The organism is Streptomyces sp. NPDC008139, from assembly GCF_042957025.1.
In the GTDB taxonomy this organism is placed as follows: Bacteria; Actinomycetota; Actinomycetes; order Streptomycetales; family Streptomycetaceae; genus Actinacidiphila.
Map to the genome: position 1 here is coordinate 387121 of NZ_JBIBHM010000005.1, position 17929 is coordinate 405049.

Genomic DNA, 17929 nt, shown 5'->3' on the forward strand with positions numbered 1-17929 from the left:
TCCTGACCGTACCGGGATCTGACGCTCCGTCAGATTGTCGGTTATCCTAGCGCGGTGACGGACCTTTCCTTCAGTGCTCAACAGGACGCGTTCCGGCAGGAGATACGGGACTGGCTCGCCCGTCAGGTGCCGCACGAGCCGCTGCCGTCGATGGACACGGCGGACGGTTTCCGCGCGCACCAGGAGTGGGAGCGGACGCTGTACGAGGCCGGGTGGGCGGTCGTCGGATGGCCGGAGGAGTACGGGGGAAGGGGCCTCGGCCTGGACGAGTGGCTGATCTTCGAGGAGGAGTACTGGCGGGCGGGCGCGCCGGGGCGCGTCGGGCAGAACGGGATCTTCCTGTTCGCGCCCACCGTCTTCGCCTTCGGCACGGAGGAGCAGCGGGCGCGGGTGCTGCCGCCGATGGCCAGCGGGGAGGAGGTGTGGGCGCAGGGCTGGTCGGAGCCGGAGGCGGGTTCAGACCTGGCGAATCTGCGGGCGCGGGCGGTACGGGACGAGGCGCGCGGCGGGTGGCGGCTGAGCGGGCAGAAGACGTGGAGTTCGCGGGCGGCTTACGCGCACCGGCTCTTCGGCCTCTTCCGGAGCGACCCCGACTCGCGGCGGCACCACGGCCTGACGTACTTCATGGTCGACCTGGCGGCGCCGGGCGTGACGGTACGGCCGGTCCGGCAGCTCGACGGGGAGGCCGGATTCGCGGAGGTGTTCCTGGACGACGTGTTCGTGGCCGACCGGGACGTCCTGGGGGAGGCGGGGGAGGGGTGGCGGATCGCGATGTCCACCACCGGGAGCGAGCGGGGGCTGAGTCTGCGGAGCCCCGGACGGTTCCTGGCGGCGGCCGACCGGTTGCTCGACCTGTGCCGCCTGCGCCCCGAACAGGCGGCGCCGCACCGGGACGCGGTGGCGGACGTGTGGATGCGGGCGGAGGCGTACCGCCTGTACACCTACCGGACGGTGACGCGGATGCGGGAGGGCAAGGAGAGCGGGCCGGAGTCCTCGCTGAACAAGGTCTTCTGGTCGGAACTGGACCTCGACCTGCACGACATCGCACTGCGCGTGCTCGGCGCGGAGGCGGAGCGGTGCGGGCCGTGGCTGGACGGCTACCTCTTCGCGCTCGCCGGACCCATCTACGCGGGCACCAACGAGATCCAGCGCAATGTGATCGCCGAGCGGCTGCTCGGCCTCCCCCGGGAGCCCCGCCGATGAGACTCGCGCCCACGCCCGACGAGCAGCTCTTCGCCCGCACCGCCCGCGAGCTGCTGGCGGCGCGTTGCACACCGGCCGACGTGCGCGCCGGGTTCTCGCGGGACCGCTGGCGTGCGCTCGCCGGGATCGGGGCGACCGGGCTGCTGGTCCCGGAGGAGTACGGCGGCCTCGGTCTCGGTTCCGGTCTCGGTGCCGACGACTACGGTCCCGACGACTACGGTTCCGGCGGCCACGGTTCCGGCAGGCAGCCCCTCGGAGAGCAGCGCCTCGACGAGCCGCCCCTGGGCGCGCGGGCGCTCGTCGCGCTCACTGAGGAGGCGGGCCGCGCCTGCCTGCCCGAGCCCTTGCTGGAGGCGGCGGTCGCGGCGGAACTGCTCGGCGGGCTGCCGGAGGGGGCGGATGTGCTGCGGGGGCTGGCGGAGGGCGCGGTGACCGTCGCCGTGTCCCTCCCCGCCCCGGACCCGGCGCCGGGAGCGGTACCCACGTCCGCGCCTCCGCCCGCATCCGTACCCCCGCCCGCATCCGTACCCACGTCCGTATCCGTATCCGAACCGGCAGGTCAGCCCGTCGTCGCGCACGCCGCCCACGCCGATCACGTGCTGGTGGTCACGGAAGACGGTGAGCTGCGGGAGGCGGGGTCCGGGCCGCGTACGCCCGTTGCCGGGGTCGACCCGAATCGGGGGCTGGCGCGGGTGGCGGACGGCGGCGGGCGGGTGCTCGCGCGGGAATGGGGGGAGGCGGCCGGGAAGGCGGCGCGGCTCGGGGCGATCGGGGCGGCGGCCGACCTGGTGGGCGCGGCGGCGGCGATGCTGGAACGGACGGTGGAGTACGCCAAGGGCCGCGTGCAGTTCGGGTCCCCGATCGGCGAGCGGCAGGCGGTGAAGCACCGGCTGGCGGACGTCCTGCTGGCCGTGGAATTCGCGCGGCCGGTGGTGGCGCGGGCGGCGTACGCGTACGACCACGGGCTGCCCAGTGCCGCGCGGGACGCGGCCATGGCGAAGGTCTTCGCGAACGAGGCGGCGGGAAAAGCGGCGCGCGGGTGTCTCCAGGTGCACGGCGCGATCGGTTATACCGACGAGTACGACCTCTCGCTCTGGCTGCGCCGGGTGTGGGCGCTCTCCGGCGCGTGGGGCGATTCCACCCGGCATCGCGCCGCCGTGGCGGCTGACCTCTTCGCGCAGGACGGCCCGTCCCCGTCCTGCCCGCCGCGCTGAACCCCGCCGACCCGCGAGCGCCCCGCGAGCGACCCGCGCGGCCCCCGTCCACGGGCGCCGGCCCCGACTCGCCCGCCCCGTACGGCACTTGGACGCCGCCGGTGCGCCACGTGCGTCCCATGGCTCCCTCCCGGACGCCCCGTTCGGCGCGCCGCGCGCCAGGGACGGTGCGAATGGCGGATGATAACGAGTTCGCTCTCCGGGCGTGTCGCGGCGGCCCCGGGTTCGCAACCGGCGCCCATCCCAGGAAGAATCAGGCCCGTACCCTGGCGCTTGGGCCGGTCGAACGGGGTACGGAGCGCGCAGAGCGGGCAAAGCAGTACAGGCGGGCGCGAGTGCTCGATCACGACAGCACGGCACGAGCACGGCGACAACGGCAGAGCGACCACAGCACCACAGCACCACAGCACCACAGCGCAACAGCACGACGGCAGAGCGACAACGGAACGACGATACGGCGCGCAGCACGGGGTAAGGCCGCGACAGCGCGGGCAACGCGGGCACGGGGAGGTGGCAGGGCAGTGGTGGAGCAGCTTACGCAGCACGACCCGAGACGGATCGGCCCTTTCGAGGTGCTGGCGCGGCTCGGCGCCGGCGGCATGGGGCTGGTCTATCTCGCCCGCTCGGCTTCCGGCCGCCGCGTGGCGATCAAAACCGTGCGCGCCGAACTGGCCGAGGACCAGCTCTTCCGGGTCCGCTTCACGCGTGAGGTGGAGGCCGCCCGCGCGGTCTCCGGCTTCTACACCGCGGCCGTCGTCGACGCCGACCCCCGCGCCGCCGTCCCGTGGCTCGCCACCGCCTACGTCCCGGCCCCGTCGCTGGAGGAGATCGTCAACGAGGCGGGCCCGATGCCCGCGCAGGCCGTACGGTGGCTGGCCGCCGGAATCGCGGAGGCGTTGCAGTCGATCCACGCCGCCGGTCTCGTGCACCGCGACATGAAGCCGTCGAACGTACTCGTCGTGGAGGACGGGCCGCGCGTCATCGACTTCGGCATCGCGTCCGGCGTCTCCAACACCCGTCTGACCATGACGAACGTGGCCGTCGGCACGCCCGCTTACATGTCGCCCGAGCAGGCCCGCGACTCCCGCAGCGTGCGCGGCGCGAGCGACATCTTCTCGCTCGGCTCCACCCTGGTCTTCGCCGCGACCGGCCACGCGCCCTTCCACGGCGCCAACCCCGTCGAGACCGTCTTCATGCTGCTGCGCGAGGGCCCCAATCTCCACGGCCTGCCGCCCGAGCTGCGCCCGCTGATCGAGTCCTGCATGCGGATGGAGGCGGACCGGCGGCCCACCCCCGCCGACCTCCAGGCGCAGCTCGCACCGCATCTGTACTCCACCGGCGGCGATGACACGGGTACGGCGTCGGCCTGGCTGCCGCCCGGCGCGGTCGCGTTGATAGAGCAGCGCCGCAGCGGACGGCCCGCCGTCGCCGCGGGCGGCAGCCGTGGCGCGCACGCCGCGGGCCCGCAACTGCCCGGCAACGCGCCGCCGCTCCCGCCGAACTCCCCGCCCCGGCCGCAGCAGCCGCCGAACAACGCACCGGCGCACGCGGGCGCGCCCGACGGCCGCGGCAACCACCGCGCGCCCGTACCCGTATCCGGCCCCGCGGCCGGACCCGCGGCGGGCCCCGGCTCCGGTCCCACCTCCGGTCCCACCTCGGGTCCCGCCTCCGCCGTTCCCGTACAGCTCGCCGGTTCCGCGCCGATCGGTCCCGGGATGCGGGTCGCGGACGCCGCGGACCACAAGGCGGGGGCCGCGCCCGGTACGGACTGGGTACGCCGCCGCGCGGGCGCGCACCGCGCGAACGCCAACGCCGGTGCCGCGGCGAACGGCGGCGCCGCCCAGGCCCCCGCCGCCGTCCCGGAGCAGCAGGGCCAGCGAGCGCAGCAGGCTCCGCAGTCACAACAGCATTCACAGCAGCAGTCTCAGCAGTCTCAGCAGGCCCAGCACGGCGCCCCGTCGGGCCTCCAGTCCCAGGCCGCCGCTCCCGGCGAGTGGCGGCCGTGGCGTTTCCGCATGTCGAACGACGTGTGGGGCACCCCCGTCGTCTCCGGCGGACTCCTCTACGTCACCTCCTTCGAGGTGCACGCGCTCGATGTGGCCAGCGGGCGCCGCCAGTTCAAGACCCGCGACGTCGCCTGGACGATGGCCGTCGACGGCGGCCGTATCCACGCCTCCGACGGGCCCAGCCTCTTCGCGCTCGACGCGGTCGACGGCGGCGAGCGCTGGCGTACGGCGATCGACGGCTGGGTGTACGCGCTGCGCGCCGACTCCGGCACGGTCGTGACCGCCACTCGCGGCGGCGGCATCCAGGCGTGGGACGCGGCGCGCGGGGGACTGCGCTGGGAGCGGTCGGGCGCCCAGACCGAATTCGAGTCCCCGGACTCCGGGCCCACCGTCCTCGGCCGCGCCGTCTACTACCAGGGCGGCGGCCACCTGCACGCCGTCGACTCCCTCACCGGCGCCGAGATGTGGTCGTACCCGGTCGGCGAACCCGGCGTCGCGGGCTCCGTGCCCACCCGGCCGGTCGTCGCGGACGGCATCGTGCACCTCACCGCCGGTACGCGGGTCGTCGCGCTCGACGCCCGCAGTGGCGCCGAGCGCTGGCATTTCGACGCCCCCGCCGTCATGTTCTCGCCGCCCGCGCATGTGCCGGGGCCCGGCGTCTCGGGCGGCGGCGTGTACGTCGCCGACCACCTCGGCACCGTCTACGCCCTCGACCCCGCCGACGGGCACGCGCGCTGGCGCGTCGCCACCGAGCCGCGGCAGTCGCTGGAACCCGTCATCGTCGCCAATGGTGCGCTGCACCTCGGCGCGGGGAGCGCGCTCTACACGCTGGACGCCGTCAGCGGCGCGCCGCGGTGGCGCTTCGCGGCGCAGAACGAGATTGTCGGCTCGCCGGCCGTGGCGGCCGGGCGGGTGCACTTCGGGTCCAAGGACCACTGTCTGTACACGGTCGACGCGGCCGGGGGGCAGTTGCGGTGGCGGCTCGAGACCGGCGGGGAGATCACCGGGTCGCCGGTGACGTCGGAGGGGGTGGTGTACGCGTGCTCGAAGGACCGGTGCGTGTACGCGCTCGACGCGACGAAGGGGACCGGGGCGACTTCGCGTCGGGCGTGAGCCCGTGAGGCCCTGAGCCGGTGGGCCAGCGGGCCCCTGAGCCCCTGAGCCCGTGGGCCCTCAAGCGCCGGGCGGGCTGGTGGGTGGGGGTTGCGCGCCGCTGGGCAGGTCGTCGGTGCCGGGCCGGGGCGCCTCCTCGAACTGGGTCTGCCTGGTCGTCTCGTATGCGTCGTCCACTTGTCGACGCAGCTCTGCGGGTGCACCCCGGCCCGTCCCCTCCTCCTCGTACGGCGGCTCCTCGTACGGCGGCTCCTCGTACCGCGGCTCCTCGAATATCGGCGCGGCTCGGCGCAGCCGACGGCGGCCGGGGAGGACGGCGGCGGAGAGGAGGAGCAGGAGGCCGGAGGCGAAGGCGGTCGCGACGCCGTAGTCGAGGCCGTTGCCGCCGGCGGTGAGGGAGCCGGAGGCTTGGCCTTGGCGGACCATCCAGAGGATGGTGATGCCGAGGACGAGGAGGGCGGCGAGGGCGAGGGTGAGGCGGGAGCGGAGGAGGACGCCCAGGAGGGTGAGGAGGGCGGCGAAGGCCATGGGGAGGAAGAGGGAGCCGAGGAGGGCCGCCTTGTCAGGCGTCACGCCGACCCCGGTGAAGAGGTCGTCGACCCGGATGCCGGAGCCGTGGCGGCCGCCGTACCAGGCACGGAAGGGGCTCCAGACGGCGCCCGCCGCTCCGATGAGGGCGAGAAGCGACCCGACGACGGTGCGGAACATCTCGTGGTCGCCTCGCTTCGCTCGCTCAGCCCCCTCGGGGCCGACGCTACGCCGCGACCGTCGCACCCGCCATGTGAGCCGCACGCACCATCTGAGCCGCACCCGCCACGTGAGCCGCACGCACCATCTGAGCCGCACCCGCCACGTGAGCCGCGCTCACCTCAACCGGAAGGCGGCGGGCCCCCGGGCGCGCCCGGTGAACAGCTCCGCCTGCCGCTCCGGCGGCAGATTGCCGAGGGCGATGAGGTGCGGCGCGAGCGCGGTGGCGTGCGCGCGGGCCGCCTCCCGGGCCGACCACACGGCGCGCACGGTGCCCTGGACGGCGTCGGTCGGGTAGGAGGAGAGGACGGCGGCGGCGCGCAGGGCGGTGGCGAGGAGGTCGGGGCCGGGCACGACCTCGGAGACGAGACCGGTCTCGTAGGCCCGTCGCGCGCTCACCCGTTCGGCGGTGCCCATCAGGGACATGCGCATGGCCTCGCCGTAGGGCATGCGCTGCGCCATCAGGACGGCCTCGTAGGCGCTGACCATGCCGTAGGCGGTGTGCGGGTCGAAGAAGGTGGCGCCTTCCGCGGCGATGAGGAATTCGGCCTCGCCCAGGAGGTAGAAGGCGCCGCCGCAGGCCATGCCGTTGACGGCGGCGACGATCGGCTTCCACAGGTCGTTGGCCTTGGGGCCCGCTGTGAGCAGGGGGTCGTCGACGGAGTACGGGGACGACGGCTGCGGGACGTCGAGGCCGCGGTCGACGCCGGTGCAGAACGCCCGGTCGCCCGCGCCGGTGAGGACAACCGCCCGTACCGCGTCGTCGAAGCGCAGGTCGCGCCACACCTCCCGCAGCCCGTCCACGGTCGCGCCGTCCAGGGCGTTGTGCCGCTCGGGCCGGTCGAGGGTGACGAGCGCGACCCCGTCACCAGCCGCCGTGCGCCGGACGCTCATGGCCGCTCCAGCAGCCAGCGCGGTACGACGACGCCGTCCGTGGCGGCCGGGTCGGGGAAGGCCACCTTCACGGCGGCGCCGATCCGCAGCCGCGCCGGGTCCACGGAGTCAAGGCGCGCGTCGGCGCGGGCGACGAGGTTGCCGACCAGCCGGATCCGGCCGCCCTCGGGGGTGGCCTCCTCGGCCAGTTCCACCACTATCACGTTGTACGGGGCCTGCTCGGCGTAGTCGGGCAGCAGCGGGGGATGGGCGAGGACGTACGACCAGATCCGGCCGCGTCCGCTCATCCGCTCCCAGCGGGACCCGAAGGACCGGCAGTACGGGCAGCAGGGGCGCGGCGGGAAGCGGCGCCGTCCGCAGTCGGCGCACGCCTGGACGCGCAACTCTCCCTGGCGCGCGTACTCCCAGAAGGGCGCGCCGTCCTCGTCGATGACCGGCAGCAGCATCGCGGCTGTCAACTCCTCAGCAGCAGAGCGGATGTGGGGACGCACTCGCCCGCCGTGACCAGGCAGGTGGCGGCGTCGGGGACTTGGGCGGTGGAGGTGCCGCGCAGTTGCCTGACGCCTTCGGTGATGAGGTTGAAGCCGTGGACGTACGCCTCGGACAGGCCGCCGCCACCGGTGTTGATCGGCAGCCGCCCGCCGGTCTCCAGGGCGCCGCCCTCGGTGAAGGCGGCGCCCTCGCCGCGTCCGCAGAAGCCGTAGCCCTCAAGGGAGAGCGGGATCAGCGGGGTGAAGGCGTCGTATATCTGGGCGACATCGACGTCCTGCGGCCCGAAGTCGGCCTGCTTCCACAGGTGTCGGGCGGCGGTCCAGGAGGGTCCGGTGAGCGGGTCGTCGGTCCAGTAGTTGACCATGCCGTGGTGCTGGGCGGGCAGGCCCTGCGCGGCGGAGTGCACGTAGACGGGCTTGCGGCGGCAGTCGCGGGCGCGTTCGGCGGAGACCACGACGCAGGCCAGCGCGCCGTCGGTCTCCATGCAGTTGTCGAACAGGCAGAGCGGTTCGCTGATCCAGCGCGCGGTCATGTACATCTCGCGGGTCAGCGGGCGCTCGTACATCAGGGCGGCCGGATTCTGGTTGGCGCGGTTGCGGCAGGCGAGCGCCACATTGAACAAGTGGTCGCGGGTGGCGCCGTATTCGTGCATGTAGCGCCGGGCGAGCATGCCGATCTCGTCGACCGGGCGGAGCAGACCGTACGGCCGGGACCACTGCGCCGGGGTGGGGAGCTGGACGGTGGTGCTGCTCCACGGGCGCGGCCCCGAGCCGCGTTTGCGCGACCGCCAGGCGACGCCGACCGACGCCTGACCGGTGGCGACGGCCGCCGCGAGGTGCGCGACGGTCGCGCACGAACCGCCGCCGCCGTAACCGGACTTGGCGAAGAAGGTGACATCGCCCGCGCCGATCGCCTTGGCCAGTTCGACCTCGTCGGTGTCCTCCATCGTGTACGAGGCGAAGCCGTCGACCTCGCCGGGGTCGATGCCCGCGTCGTCGAGCGCGGCGAGCACCGCCCGGCACGCCAGCGTCTTCTCCGACTCCGGGAGCGACTTGGCGAACGGTGTCTGGCCTATCCCGACGATGGCCGTCGCGTCTTTCAGGGCAGCGCCGCCCATGGGCACACACCTCCGCAGGTCCCCGGATCCACTGACGAACTGCTGACAGGGCGTCAGGCTACCGTTAATCTGACGGGTAGTCAGCTAAGGGAGAGGACGCCATGGATGTGGACCTGCGGGACGACGATCCGCGCGACACCTCGTACGGCGACGCCTCGTCCGAGGTCGGCGCCTTCAACGACGGTTCACTCACGGTCGGTTCACCCGCCGACGACCCCCGCGCCGACCTCCGCTGGGGCACCCTGCCCCGCCTGGTGCGCGCCGCCGCCCGCGCCCACGGCGGGCACGAGGCCGTCGTGGAGGGCCGCACCCGCGTCAGCTACGCCGAACTCGGCGCCCGCGTCGAAAGCGCCGCCGCCGCGGCCGTCGCCTCGGGACTGCGCCCCGGCGACCGGGTCGCGATCTGGGCGCCCAACTCGCTGAACTGGATCGTCGCCGCGCTCGGCGCGGTCAGCGCGGGCGGCGTCCTCGTCCCGCTCAACACCCGCTTCAAGGGCGCCGAAGCGGCCTGGATACTCCAACGCACCCGCACCAGGCTGCTGTTCGTCACCGGCACCTTCCTCGGCACGTCGTACGTGGCGGCGCTGCGCCGCGCCGCGGGGGAGGGCGACGGCGAGGGCCCGCTGCCCGGCCTGCCGCACCTGCGTGACGTCGTCGTCCTCGGTGACGACGCGCCGCCCACCGGATTCCTGTCCTGGCACGGCTACGTGGCGGCCGGCGCCGACGTACCCGCCGCGACCGTACGCGCCCGCGCCGACGCGGTAGCGCCCGGCGACGCCTCCGACATCATCTTCACCTCGGGCACGACCGGACACCCCAAGGGCGCCGTCATCACGCACGCCCAGACGCTGCGCGTGTACGGCGTCTGGAGCGCGCTGGCCGGACTGACCGCGCGGGACCGCTACTTGGTGGTCAACCCCTTCTTCCACACCTTCGGCTACAAGGCGGGCGTCATCGCCTGCCTGATGCGCGGCGCCGTGATCGTGCCGCAGCCCGTCTTCGACGTGGACACCGTCCTCGCCAACATCGCCGCCGAGCGGATCTCCGTACTGCCGGGCCCGCCCACCCTGCACCAGTCGCTGCTCGACCATCCGGCGCGCGCCGCCCACGACCTGTCCGCGCTGCGGCTCGTCGTCACCGGGGCCGCCGTCATCCCGCTGGAACTGGTCGAACGGCTGCGCGCCGAACTGCGGATCGCCACCGTCCTGACCGCGTACGGCCTCACCGAGGCGTCCGGCACCGTCACCATGTGCCGCAGGGGCGACCCGGCCGCCACCGTCGCCGTCACCTCGGGGCGCGCCATCCCCGACACGGAGGTACGGGTCGACGCCGCGCCCGGCGCGCCCGGCGAAGTCCTGGTCCGCGGCTACCACGTCATGTCCTGCTACTTCGAGGACCCCGAGGGCACCGCCCGCGCCGTCGACCCCGACGGCTGGCTGCACACCGGCGACATCGGCGTCCTGGACCCCGAGGGGAATCTGCGGATCACCGACCGCCTCAAGGACATGTACATCGTCGGCGGTTTCAACGCCTACCCCGCCGAGATCGAGCAACTGCTGCTGCGCCACCCCGACATCCGTGACGCCGCCGTCATCGGTGTCCCCGACCCCCGCCTCGGCGAGGTCGGCCGCGCCTACATCGTCCGCCGCCCCGGCTCCACCCTCACCGCCGACGACCTCATCGCCTGGTCGCGCCGCGAAATGGCCAACTACAAGGTCCCACGCGGCGTCCGCTTCGTCCCCGAACTCCCGCGCAACGCGGGCGGGAAGGTGAAGAAGAACGAGCTGCGTACGGCCGCGGACTGACCTGTGCGCGACCCGGCCCCCTGAAAAGGACTGACCTGCGCGCGGCCCCGGCTCTCTGAAACGGACTGATCCCGCGCCCGGCACCGGACCCGGACGCGGACTGACCGCGACGCCCCCTCCGCGCCGCGGTCAGTCTTTGGTGCGCCCCCGGGTGCGTGCTGTGGAACCCCCCGCAGTCACCCGGCCCCCCCTTGGGCGGCTTTCACCGGTCCCCCTCGGCCCCCACCGAGGTTCCCCGGTCCCCCGATCCCCCGTGTCCCCCTGTTGCCCCGTGCTGTTTTCCCCCTGATCAACCCCGTGGATCCCCCTGCGGTCCCCTTGGGGTCCTCCGCGGCCCCGCCCTCCCCAGAGCGGGCCGGGAAGCTACTTGGTGACGCTGTCGTTGTGGAAGTTGTCCGGCTTGACGGTCGGCTTGGGCTTCTGCGGAGTCAGGAGCCCGTCCGGAGCCGCCTGCTCGGTGCTGTCGTTGTGGAAGTTGTCCGGGTCGAGCGGCGGGTCCGTCTTCGGCGGCTTCGGAACTTCGGTGCTCATGGTGCTCTCCAAGTGTGCTTGGGGACGTGCTGTCGTAGCTTGCGTAAACGCCCGCCCGGTGGCGACCCCCGTACACCACCGAGCGGGCAGCTCGTGCAGTGATGGAATCGTGGCATCCGTCGATAATCAACTGATAAACGGGCGCGTTGAGCGATTCAACCGGGGGTCATACCGCGACAGAGGGGGATGATTCGTCCCCCAAAAGGCGCCGTACATCAGCAGCTTCGGGCGAACCAAGACCGGTGAAGACGGCCAGCGCGTCGTGCCAGCAGGCGTGGGCGCGGACCGGCTGGCCCATGCCGTCCAGCGCGCGGCCGAGGGCGGTGAGCGCGTTGGCCGTACGCCATTCGCCGCCGACCTCGCGGAGGATGACGAGGGACTGTTCGGTGTGGGCGGCGGCCTGCCGCCACCGGTGGCCCGCGAGGTAGACCTGGGAGAGCCGGAAGAGCGTCATGCCCTCCCAGAACTGCTGCCGCGCCTCGCGGAAGATGCCCAGTGCCTCGGTGAGGCAGGTCAGCGCGTCGTCGAGCCGGTCATCCGCGGTGAGCGCGATGCCCCTGGCGTACAGGCCGTTGCCGAGCCGGAAGCCGGCGCCCAGCTCGCGGTAGATCGCGACGACCTGCTCGGTGGTCGCCACGGCGGCGTCCAGTTCGCCGATCTCCGGCTGGACGCGGGAGAGATTGGCCAGCGCCGCCGCCTCCCCGTGCCGGTTGCCGTCCGCGCGGAAGGCGTCGAGCGCGGCCAAGTGGTACTGCGCGCACTCCTCGAAGCGGTGTCCTTTGTGCGCGATGATCCCGCGCAGATTCGGCGCGTAGCTGCACGTGAGCGGGTCCTCGGCGGCCAGGCCGAGGATGAGGGCCAGCTTGACCTCGGTCTCGGCCTCCTGGAACCGCCCCGACATGCACAGGAGTTGGCCGAGCCACACCCGCCCGCGCCCCTCCACCAGCGTGTCCCCGCAGTCGTGCGCCGTCGTCACCAGCGTCCGCGTCGCCTGCTCGTATTGCCGCGCGTAGACACCGGACTCCATCAGGTCCTGGGCGACCAGCAGCAGGTCGACGGCGCGGCGCATCGGGCCCTCGCAGCCGTCGTCCGCGGACTGCTGGACGGCCGCCAGCAGATTCTGCGCCTCGGAGAAGAGCCACTCCAGGGCCTCGTCCGGGGCGCCGAAGGTCAGGCCGGAGTGCGCGGTGAGGGCGAGGTGGTCCAGGACGCGGTCGCCGGGGTTCTCCAACTCGTAGGCGCAGGAGGCCGAGGCGAGGTAGAAGTCCAGCACCCGCGACAGCGCCGCGCAGCGCTCCTGCGGTGTCTCGTCGCGCTCCGCGCACTCGCGGGCGTACAGACGCAGCAGGTCGTGGAAGCGGTAACGGGCGGGCGCGGCGGACTCGATGAGGCTGATGTCGACCAGCGCCTCCAGCAACTCCTCGGCCTCGTAAGGGTCCAGGTCGAGGGCGGCCGCCGCCGCAGGCAGCGAGATGTCCGGGCCGTCGGCAAGCGAGAGCAGCCGGAAGGCGCGGGCCTGCGGCGCCGACAGGTGGCCGTAGCCGAGGGCGAAGGTGGCCTTCACCGCGAGGTCCCCGGCCCGTAGTTCGTCCAGCCTGCGCCGCTGGTCGGCCAGTTTGTGGGCGAGTACGGAGACGGTCCAGGTGCGGCGGGCGGCCAGCCGGGACGCGGCGATCCGGATGGCCAGCGGCAGGAAGCCGCAGGCGGCGACGACGTCGAGGGCGGCCTGGCGTTCGCTGGTGACGCGCTCCTCGCCGACGATCCGGGTGAAGAGCTGGAGCGCCTCCTCCGGCGACATCACGTCGAGGTCGACCAGATGCGCGCCCGCCAGGTCGACCATCCGCACCCGGCTGGTGACCAGGGCGGCGCAGCCGGGGGTGCCCGGCAGCAACTGGCGGATCTGCGCGGCGTCGTAGGCGTTGTCGAGCAGCGCGAGCACCCGGCGGCCGTCGAGGGTGGAGCGGTAGAGCGCGGCGCGGTCGGCCAGCGACTCGGGGATCGCGGAGTCCGGGGTGCCGAGCGCGCGCAGGAACGAGCCGAGTACGGCCTCGGGTTCCGCCGGGCGCGGGTCGGTGCCCTGGAGGTCGACGTACAACTGCCCGTCGGGGAAGGAGTCGCGGGCCTCGTGCGCGACATGGACGGCGAGCGTGGTCTTGCCGACGCCGCCGATGCCCGCGACGGCGGACACCGCCATCACCCCGCTGCCCTGCGACGCCTGGGCCAGTTGCTCGCTCAGTTCCCTGACCACATTGCGGCGGCCGGTGAAGTCCGCGACGGTCGCGGGCAGTTGCGCGGGCCGTACGATCTCGGCCGGTCCCGCGGCGGAACTGGCCGGGGCGGCGAGCGAGGGGTCGGCCTCCAGGATCTTCTGGTGCAGGTCCTTCAGTTCGCCCGACGGGTCGATGCCCAGCTCTTCGGCGAGCAGACGGCGGGTGTCGGCGTAGACGCCGAGCGCCTCCGCCTGCCGGCCGCTGCGGTACAGCGCCAGCATCAGCAGGGCGCGCAGCCGCTCGCGCAAGGGGTGTTCGGCGGAGACCGCGGTGAGTTCGGAGACGGCCTCGGCGTGCGCGCCGAGCTCCAGGTCCAGTTCGAGACGGGTCTCGATCAGGCCGAGGTGCCATTCGGCGAGCCGGTTGCGCTGGGTCTCGGCGTGCGGCCCCGGAAGGCCCGCAAGCGGCTCGCCGTGCCACATCTCCAGGGCGGTGCCCAGCAGTTCGCGGGCGCGGGCCGGGTCGACGGCGCGCTGCTTGTCGGCCTCGGCGGCCAGCCGCTCCACGACGGCGCAGTCCAGCGCGTCGTCGGCGACCCGCAGGGAGTAGCCGCCTGAGTCGGTGACCAGGGCCTCGGGGCCGAGCGCCTTGCGCAGCCGGAAGGCGTACGAACGCAGCGCGGCGAGCGCGGTGTTGGGCGGCGACTCTCCCCAGACGGCGTCGAGCAGTTCCGACGCGGTCGCCGTGCGCCCGCCGCGCAGCAGCAGCGCGGCCAGCAAGGCGCGCTGCTGTGGTGCGCCGGTGACGATCGGCTCGTCGTCTCGCCAGGCGCGCACCGGACCGAGGACCGCGAACCGCAGGCTGTTGCCCGGTTCCGTCCTGCTTTCCATCTCTGCCCCCTGAACGTGGACCTGCTCATTGTGTACCCGCGCCTGGAGCGGCGCACTGCTTGTGCCAGCCTCCGGCGGTGGTCGGCCGCCGGGCGCTGAATGGTGCGTGACCCGATTATTGGCGAAGCCGGGCGCCCCCGCGGCCCGTCGCCCGCACGTATATCAATCGTTCATCGCCGGACGGAACAGTTGTCCGCATGGCGCACGGGACCGAGGGTTCGGCACCGTCCGTGCCAGTTTGCCGTGTCGGGCCGCCGGGGTCACCCCGTGCAAGGACCCGAACCGGACTTGCAGCAAAAGTTGGGCTGGAATTTGAGGTTCCGTCTGTGCGTGCGCGGAGGTTGTGCTGTGTGGGACTGGTCCATGCCGGTGTGTGTCCTGCGAAAGAACAGGTAGCGGGCGTTTCATGTGTGCTGAGTGCACGAGTCATGCGGCAGGTGCCGGTGAGCCGGACGGGTCGATCGGGTCACTGCCTGTCAGGCCGAGGCAACTGCCGTCGGCCGCCGGTTCCGAGCTGTTCCGGGCTCCGGTACGCGAGGTGCGCCCGGTGCGCCCGGCCGGATCCGTACGACGGATGCCGGCCCCGGCCGCGGCGCCCGCGATGAGCGGCGAGGGCCGCGAGCGGCCCGGCGGCGGGGGCGGCGGCAACGGCGGCACGCGGCGGCTCGGGGACGCCGGACGGCTGCCCGGCGAGCTGCTGCGCCGCCGCGCCGAGCGCGCCCCGCAGGCCGTCCCCGCGCTGCCGTATCCGAGTACGACCGTCAGCGGCACCGCGGGGTGCAGCTTCGCCGAACTCGACCGGCGGGCCCGCGCGGTGGCCGCCCGGCTCGGCGGTCTGCTGGCTCCGGGCGCGCGCGTGCTGCTCGCCTATCCGCAGGGCCCGGATCTCGCGGGCGCCTTCTTCGGCTGCCTGTACGCGGGGATGGCCGCGGTGCCGCTGGTGCTGCCGGGACCGGGCGCCAACGACGCGGTCTCCCGCGCGGTCCGCCGCTGCGACCCCGACCTGGTGCTGACCGGCTCCGACGGCTGGTCCGCGCTGGCCGTCGACCGCACCCGTACCCAGGTGATGGAGGCGGACGGCGTACGCGTCGCGGGCGAGCCCGTGTGGCGGCTGGCGCAGAACTGGCGGCCGGTCGGCGTCCTGCGCAGCGCGCCCGCGTACCACCGCTACTACGACGACGGCGTGGTCGGCGGGCGGCTGGAGCCCGCGATGGCGCACGCCGATCTCACCGAGGTGATGGGGGAGTTGGCGCAGGCGGTACGGCTGGGCACCGACGAGGAGAACGTCGGCTGGATCGCGGCCGTGCACGGGGTGGAGGACGCGGTGTGGCGGATTCTGCTGCCGGTGCGGGTGACCGACTGACGTCCGCCGCCGCGGAGGAGCCCCGGAGCCCGGTAGTGCCGACGATGTGACGGCACGTTAGCTGACGGATCGTCAGATTGGCGCTACCGTTGTGCCCATGGAGACCTTCCCGAAGATCATCTCGGTGGACGACCACACCGTGGAGCCCGGCAATGTCTGGCGGGACCGGCTCCCGTCGAAACACCACGACACCGCGCCGCGCATCGTGCGCGCGCCCCTGAAGGAAATGACGTTCCTCGGCGGCCGGTTCGCGCCCACGATGGGCGAGCCGGGGGACGAGGGACCGCTCGCCGACTGGTGGCTGTACGAGGGCCTGCGCCGACCGCTGACCCGGCTCGACACCGCCGTCGGCTACTCGCGCGACGAGATCAGGCTCGAAGCGATCACGTACGAGCAGATGCGGCCCGGCTCGTACTCCGTGCCCGAGCGGCTGGCCGACATGGACGTCAACCATGTGCAGTCCGCGCTCTGCTTCCCCACCTTCCCGCGCTTTTGCGGCCAGACCTTCACCGAGGCCGAGGACCACGACCTCGGGCTGCTGTGCGTGCGCGCCTACAACGACTGGATGGTCGAGGAGTGGTGCGGCCCGCAGGCGGGCGGGCGGCTGATACCGCTGACCCTGATACCGCTGTGGGACGCCGAGTTGGCCGCCGCCGAGGTACGGCGCAACGCGGCGCGCGGCGTACGGGCGGTCTGCTTCTCCGAGATCCCGCCGCACCTCGGACTGCCGTCGGTGCACACCGACTACTGGGACCCCTTCTTCCGTGCCTGTGACGAGACCGGCACCGTCATCGCCATGCACATCGGCTCCTCCAGCCGGATGCCGTCCACCTCCGCCGACGCGCCGCCCGCCGTCGGCTCCACCATCACCTTCGCCAACTGCTGCTTCTCGATGGTCGACTGGCTGATGTCCGGCGCCCTCGAACGCTTCCCGAACCTCAAGATCATGTACGCCGAGGGGCAGATCGGCTGGATCCCGTACATCCTGGAGCGCGCCGACATCGTCTGGGAGGAGAACCGCGGCTGGGGCGGGGTCGCCGACAAGGTGCGGCGCCCGCCGTCCGAGACCTTCGCCTCGCACGTCTACGGCTGCTTCTTCGACGACGCCGTCGGCCTGCGCAATCTCGACGCGGTCGGCGTCGGCAACGTCCTCTACGAGACCGACTACCCGCACTCCGACTCCACGTGGCCCAAGTCGCGCGAGGTCGGCGAGGCCCAGATGGGCCACCTCTCCCAGGACGTGGTGGAGCGGATCGTGCGCGGCAACGCCATCGACCTGCTCGGCCTGACCCCCGACGGCCTGTGGCCCGGGCCCGGTTCGAGCGCCGGGCCGGTCCCGGGACCCGGCGCGGGGGCGTAGGCCATGGGCATCCCGCGCGTGCTGCCGCAAGGGCGGCTCTCCTACGGTATGCAACTCCCCGTCCAGTCGCAGAGCACGATGTACGCCGAGGGCTGGGAGGCCGACGCGGGCCCGACCGAACTCGCCGCCGTCGCCCGCGCCGCCGACCGGCACGGCTTCGCGTACGTGGCCGTCTGCGACCACATCGCGGTGCCGCGCAGGCTGGCCGCAGCGATGTCCACCACCTGGTACGACCCGGTGGCCACCCTCGGCTATCTCGCCGCCGTCACCGAACGCGTACGGCTGCTCAGCCATGTCGCGGTCGTCGGACTGCGGCACCCGCTGGCCACCGCCAAGCAGTACGCGACGCTCGACCGGCTCTCCGGCGGACGGCTGATCCTCGGTGTCGGGGCCGGGCACGTGGTCGAGGAATTCGACGCGGTCGGCGCGGACTTCGCCGGGCGCGGCGGCGTACTCGACGAGACCATCGACGCGCTGAAGGCGGCGCTCGGCGAGGACGAATTCCCCGAACACCACGGCGAGCGCTACGACTTCGCCGGTCTCGGACAGCGGCCACGTCCGGTGCAGACTCCCCGGCCGCCGGTCTGGGTCGGCGGCTCGTCACCGGCCGCGGTCCGCAGGGCCGCCCTCAGGGGTGACGGCTGGCTGCCGCAGGGCGACCCGCGCGACCGGCTGCCGGGCCAGATCGACCGCGTCCGGCGGCTGCGCGCCGAGGCCGGGATCGCCGACCCGATCGAGATCGGCGCGATCGCGGAACCGCTCTACGTCGGCGAGCCCGGCTGGCACGTCGGCCGGTACACCCTGCACGGCAAGCCGGACGCGCTCGCGGAGAGCCTGCGCGCCTACCGGGCCATGGGCGTCGACCAGATCCAGGTGCGCTTCCGCAGCCGGGGTGTGGCCGAACTCCTCGACCAGATGGCGGCGTTCGCCGCCGATGTGGCACCGCACCTCGACATGTGAGCCCCGTTGGACCCCCGTTGACCC

Annotated in this window: 13 protein-coding genes; 7 read left to right on the forward strand and 6 right to left on the reverse strand. The window is 73.4% G+C overall.

Annotated elements, in window-relative coordinates; translation table 11 throughout:
- The first annotated feature begins 54 nt into the window (after nt 1–54).
- The 3 genes from ACFZBB_RS13055 to ACFZBB_RS13065 all read left to right on the forward strand — a co-directional run bounded on the left by ACFZBB_RS13055 (nt 55) and on the right by ACFZBB_RS13065 (nt 5536).
- A complete protein-coding gene (locus ACFZBB_RS13055) occupies nt 55–1203 on the forward strand; it encodes an acyl-CoA dehydrogenase family protein (RefSeq protein ID WP_391120783.1) in 1149 nt (382 codons plus the stop codon).
- Entirely contained in the window at nt 1200–2417 is a 1218-nt protein-coding gene (locus ACFZBB_RS13060) for an acyl-CoA dehydrogenase family protein (RefSeq protein WP_391120788.1), read from the forward strand. The genes ACFZBB_RS13055 and ACFZBB_RS13060 overlap by 4 nt, the downstream gene beginning before the upstream one ends.
- Before the next feature lie 521 nt (nt 2418–2938).
- A complete protein-coding gene (locus ACFZBB_RS13065; protein ID WP_391120791.1) occupies nt 2939–5536 on the forward strand; it encodes a PQQ-binding-like beta-propeller repeat protein in 2598 nt (865 codons plus the stop codon).
- A 60-nt stretch (nt 5537–5596) separates the two neighbouring features.
- Here ACFZBB_RS13065 and ACFZBB_RS13070 read toward each other — a convergent pair whose 3' ends face one another.
- From ACFZBB_RS13070 to ACFZBB_RS13085, 4 genes are all read right to left on the reverse strand, one after another.
- Complete coding sequence (locus ACFZBB_RS13070; protein WP_391120794.1) at nt 5597–6244, reverse strand: hypothetical protein; 648 nt, start codon at nt 6242–6244, stop codon at nt 5597–5599.
- 156 nt (nt 6245–6400) lie between these two features.
- The gene (locus tag ACFZBB_RS13075; protein WP_391120797.1) at nt 6401–7177 is read right to left on the reverse strand and encodes an enoyl-CoA hydratase-related protein; all 777 of its coding nucleotides are present in this window, start codon (nt 7175–7177) and stop codon (nt 6401–6403) included.
- Entirely contained in the window at nt 7174–7623 is a 450-nt protein-coding gene (locus ACFZBB_RS13080) for an OB-fold domain-containing protein (protein ID WP_391121121.1), read from the reverse strand. The genes ACFZBB_RS13075 and ACFZBB_RS13080 overlap by 4 nt, the downstream gene beginning before the upstream one ends.
- A gap of 8 nt (nt 7624–7631) precedes the next feature.
- Nucleotides 7632–8786 (reverse strand): lipid-transfer protein, encoded by a 1155-nt coding sequence (locus ACFZBB_RS13085; RefSeq protein ID WP_391120800.1) that lies wholly within the window; start codon nt 8784–8786, stop codon nt 7632–7634.
- A 101-nt stretch (nt 8787–8887) separates the two neighbouring features.
- Between ACFZBB_RS13085 and ACFZBB_RS13090 the strand changes: the two genes are divergently transcribed.
- Nucleotides 8888–10591 (forward strand): FadD3 family acyl-CoA ligase, encoded by a 1704-nt coding sequence (locus tag ACFZBB_RS13090; RefSeq protein ID WP_391120803.1) that lies wholly within the window; start codon nt 8888–8890, stop codon nt 10589–10591.
- A gap of 363 nt (nt 10592–10954) precedes the next feature.
- On the opposite strand, the gene ACFZBB_RS13095 is transcribed toward ACFZBB_RS13090, so the two are convergent.
- The gene (locus ACFZBB_RS13095; RefSeq protein ID WP_391120806.1) at nt 10955–11122 is read right to left on the reverse strand and encodes a hypothetical protein; all 168 of its coding nucleotides are present in this window, start codon (nt 11120–11122) and stop codon (nt 10955–10957) included.
- Nucleotides 11123–11288: 166 nt separating this feature from the next.
- A complete protein-coding gene (locus ACFZBB_RS13100) occupies nt 11289–14222 on the reverse strand; it encodes a BTAD domain-containing putative transcriptional regulator (RefSeq protein ID WP_391120809.1) in 2934 nt (977 codons plus the stop codon).
- A gap of 574 nt (nt 14223–14796) precedes the next feature.
- On the opposite strand from ACFZBB_RS13100, the gene ACFZBB_RS13105 reads away from it, so the two are divergent.
- The 3 genes from ACFZBB_RS13105 (at nt 14797) to ACFZBB_RS13115 (ending at nt 17905) form a co-directional block, all read left to right on the forward strand.
- Nucleotides 14797–15585, forward strand: a complete 789-nt coding sequence (locus ACFZBB_RS13105; RefSeq protein ID WP_391120812.1) for an AMP-binding protein — start codon at nt 14797–14799, stop codon at nt 15583–15585.
- A gap of 97 nt (nt 15586–15682) precedes the next feature.
- Nucleotides 15683–16945, forward strand: a complete 1263-nt coding sequence (locus ACFZBB_RS13110; protein ID WP_391120814.1) for an amidohydrolase family protein — start codon at nt 15683–15685, stop codon at nt 16943–16945.
- Between the two features lie 3 nt (nt 16946–16948).
- On the forward strand, nt 16949–17905 hold the full coding sequence (locus ACFZBB_RS13115) for a TIGR03619 family F420-dependent LLM class oxidoreductase (RefSeq protein ID WP_391120817.1): 957 nt from the start codon (nt 16949–16951) through the stop codon (nt 17903–17905).
- Nucleotides 17906–17929: the final 24 nt, after the last annotated feature.

Coding starts and splice junctions, on each gene's coding strand:
- ACFZBB_RS13100 (WP_391120809.1), bottom strand. CDS start 14,222: ATGGAAAGCAGGACGGAACCGGGCAACAGCCTGCGGTTCGCGGTCCTC.
- ACFZBB_RS13080 (WP_391121121.1), bottom strand. CDS start 7,623: ATGCTGCTGCCGGTCATCGACGAGGACGGCGCGCCCTTCTGGGAGTAC.
- ACFZBB_RS13075 (WP_391120797.1), bottom strand. CDS start 7,177: ATGAGCGTCCGGCGCACGGCGGCTGGTGACGGGGTCGCGCTCGTCACC.
- ACFZBB_RS13115 (WP_391120817.1), top strand. CDS start 16,949: ATGGGCATCCCGCGCGTGCTGCCGCAAGGGCGGCTCTCCTACGGTATG.
- ACFZBB_RS13060 (WP_391120788.1), top strand. CDS start 1,200: ATGAGACTCGCGCCCACGCCCGACGAGCAGCTCTTCGCCCGCACCGCC.
- ACFZBB_RS13110 (WP_391120814.1), top strand. CDS start 15,683: ATGGAGACCTTCCCGAAGATCATCTCGGTGGACGACCACACCGTGGAG.
- ACFZBB_RS13090 (WP_391120803.1), top strand. CDS start 8,888: ATGGATGTGGACCTGCGGGACGACGATCCGCGCGACACCTCGTACGGC.
- ACFZBB_RS13105 (WP_391120812.1), top strand. CDS start 14,797: ATGCCGGCCCCGGCCGCGGCGCCCGCGATGAGCGGCGAGGGCCGCGAG.
- ACFZBB_RS13070 (WP_391120794.1), bottom strand. CDS start 6,244: ATGTTCCGCACCGTCGTCGGGTCGCTTCTCGCCCTCATCGGAGCGGCG.
- ACFZBB_RS13085 (WP_391120800.1), bottom strand. CDS start 8,786: ATGGGCGGCGCTGCCCTGAAAGACGCGACGGCCATCGTCGGGATAGGC.
- ACFZBB_RS13095 (WP_391120806.1), bottom strand. CDS start 11,122: ATGAGCACCGAAGTTCCGAAGCCGCCGAAGACGGACCCGCCGCTCGAC.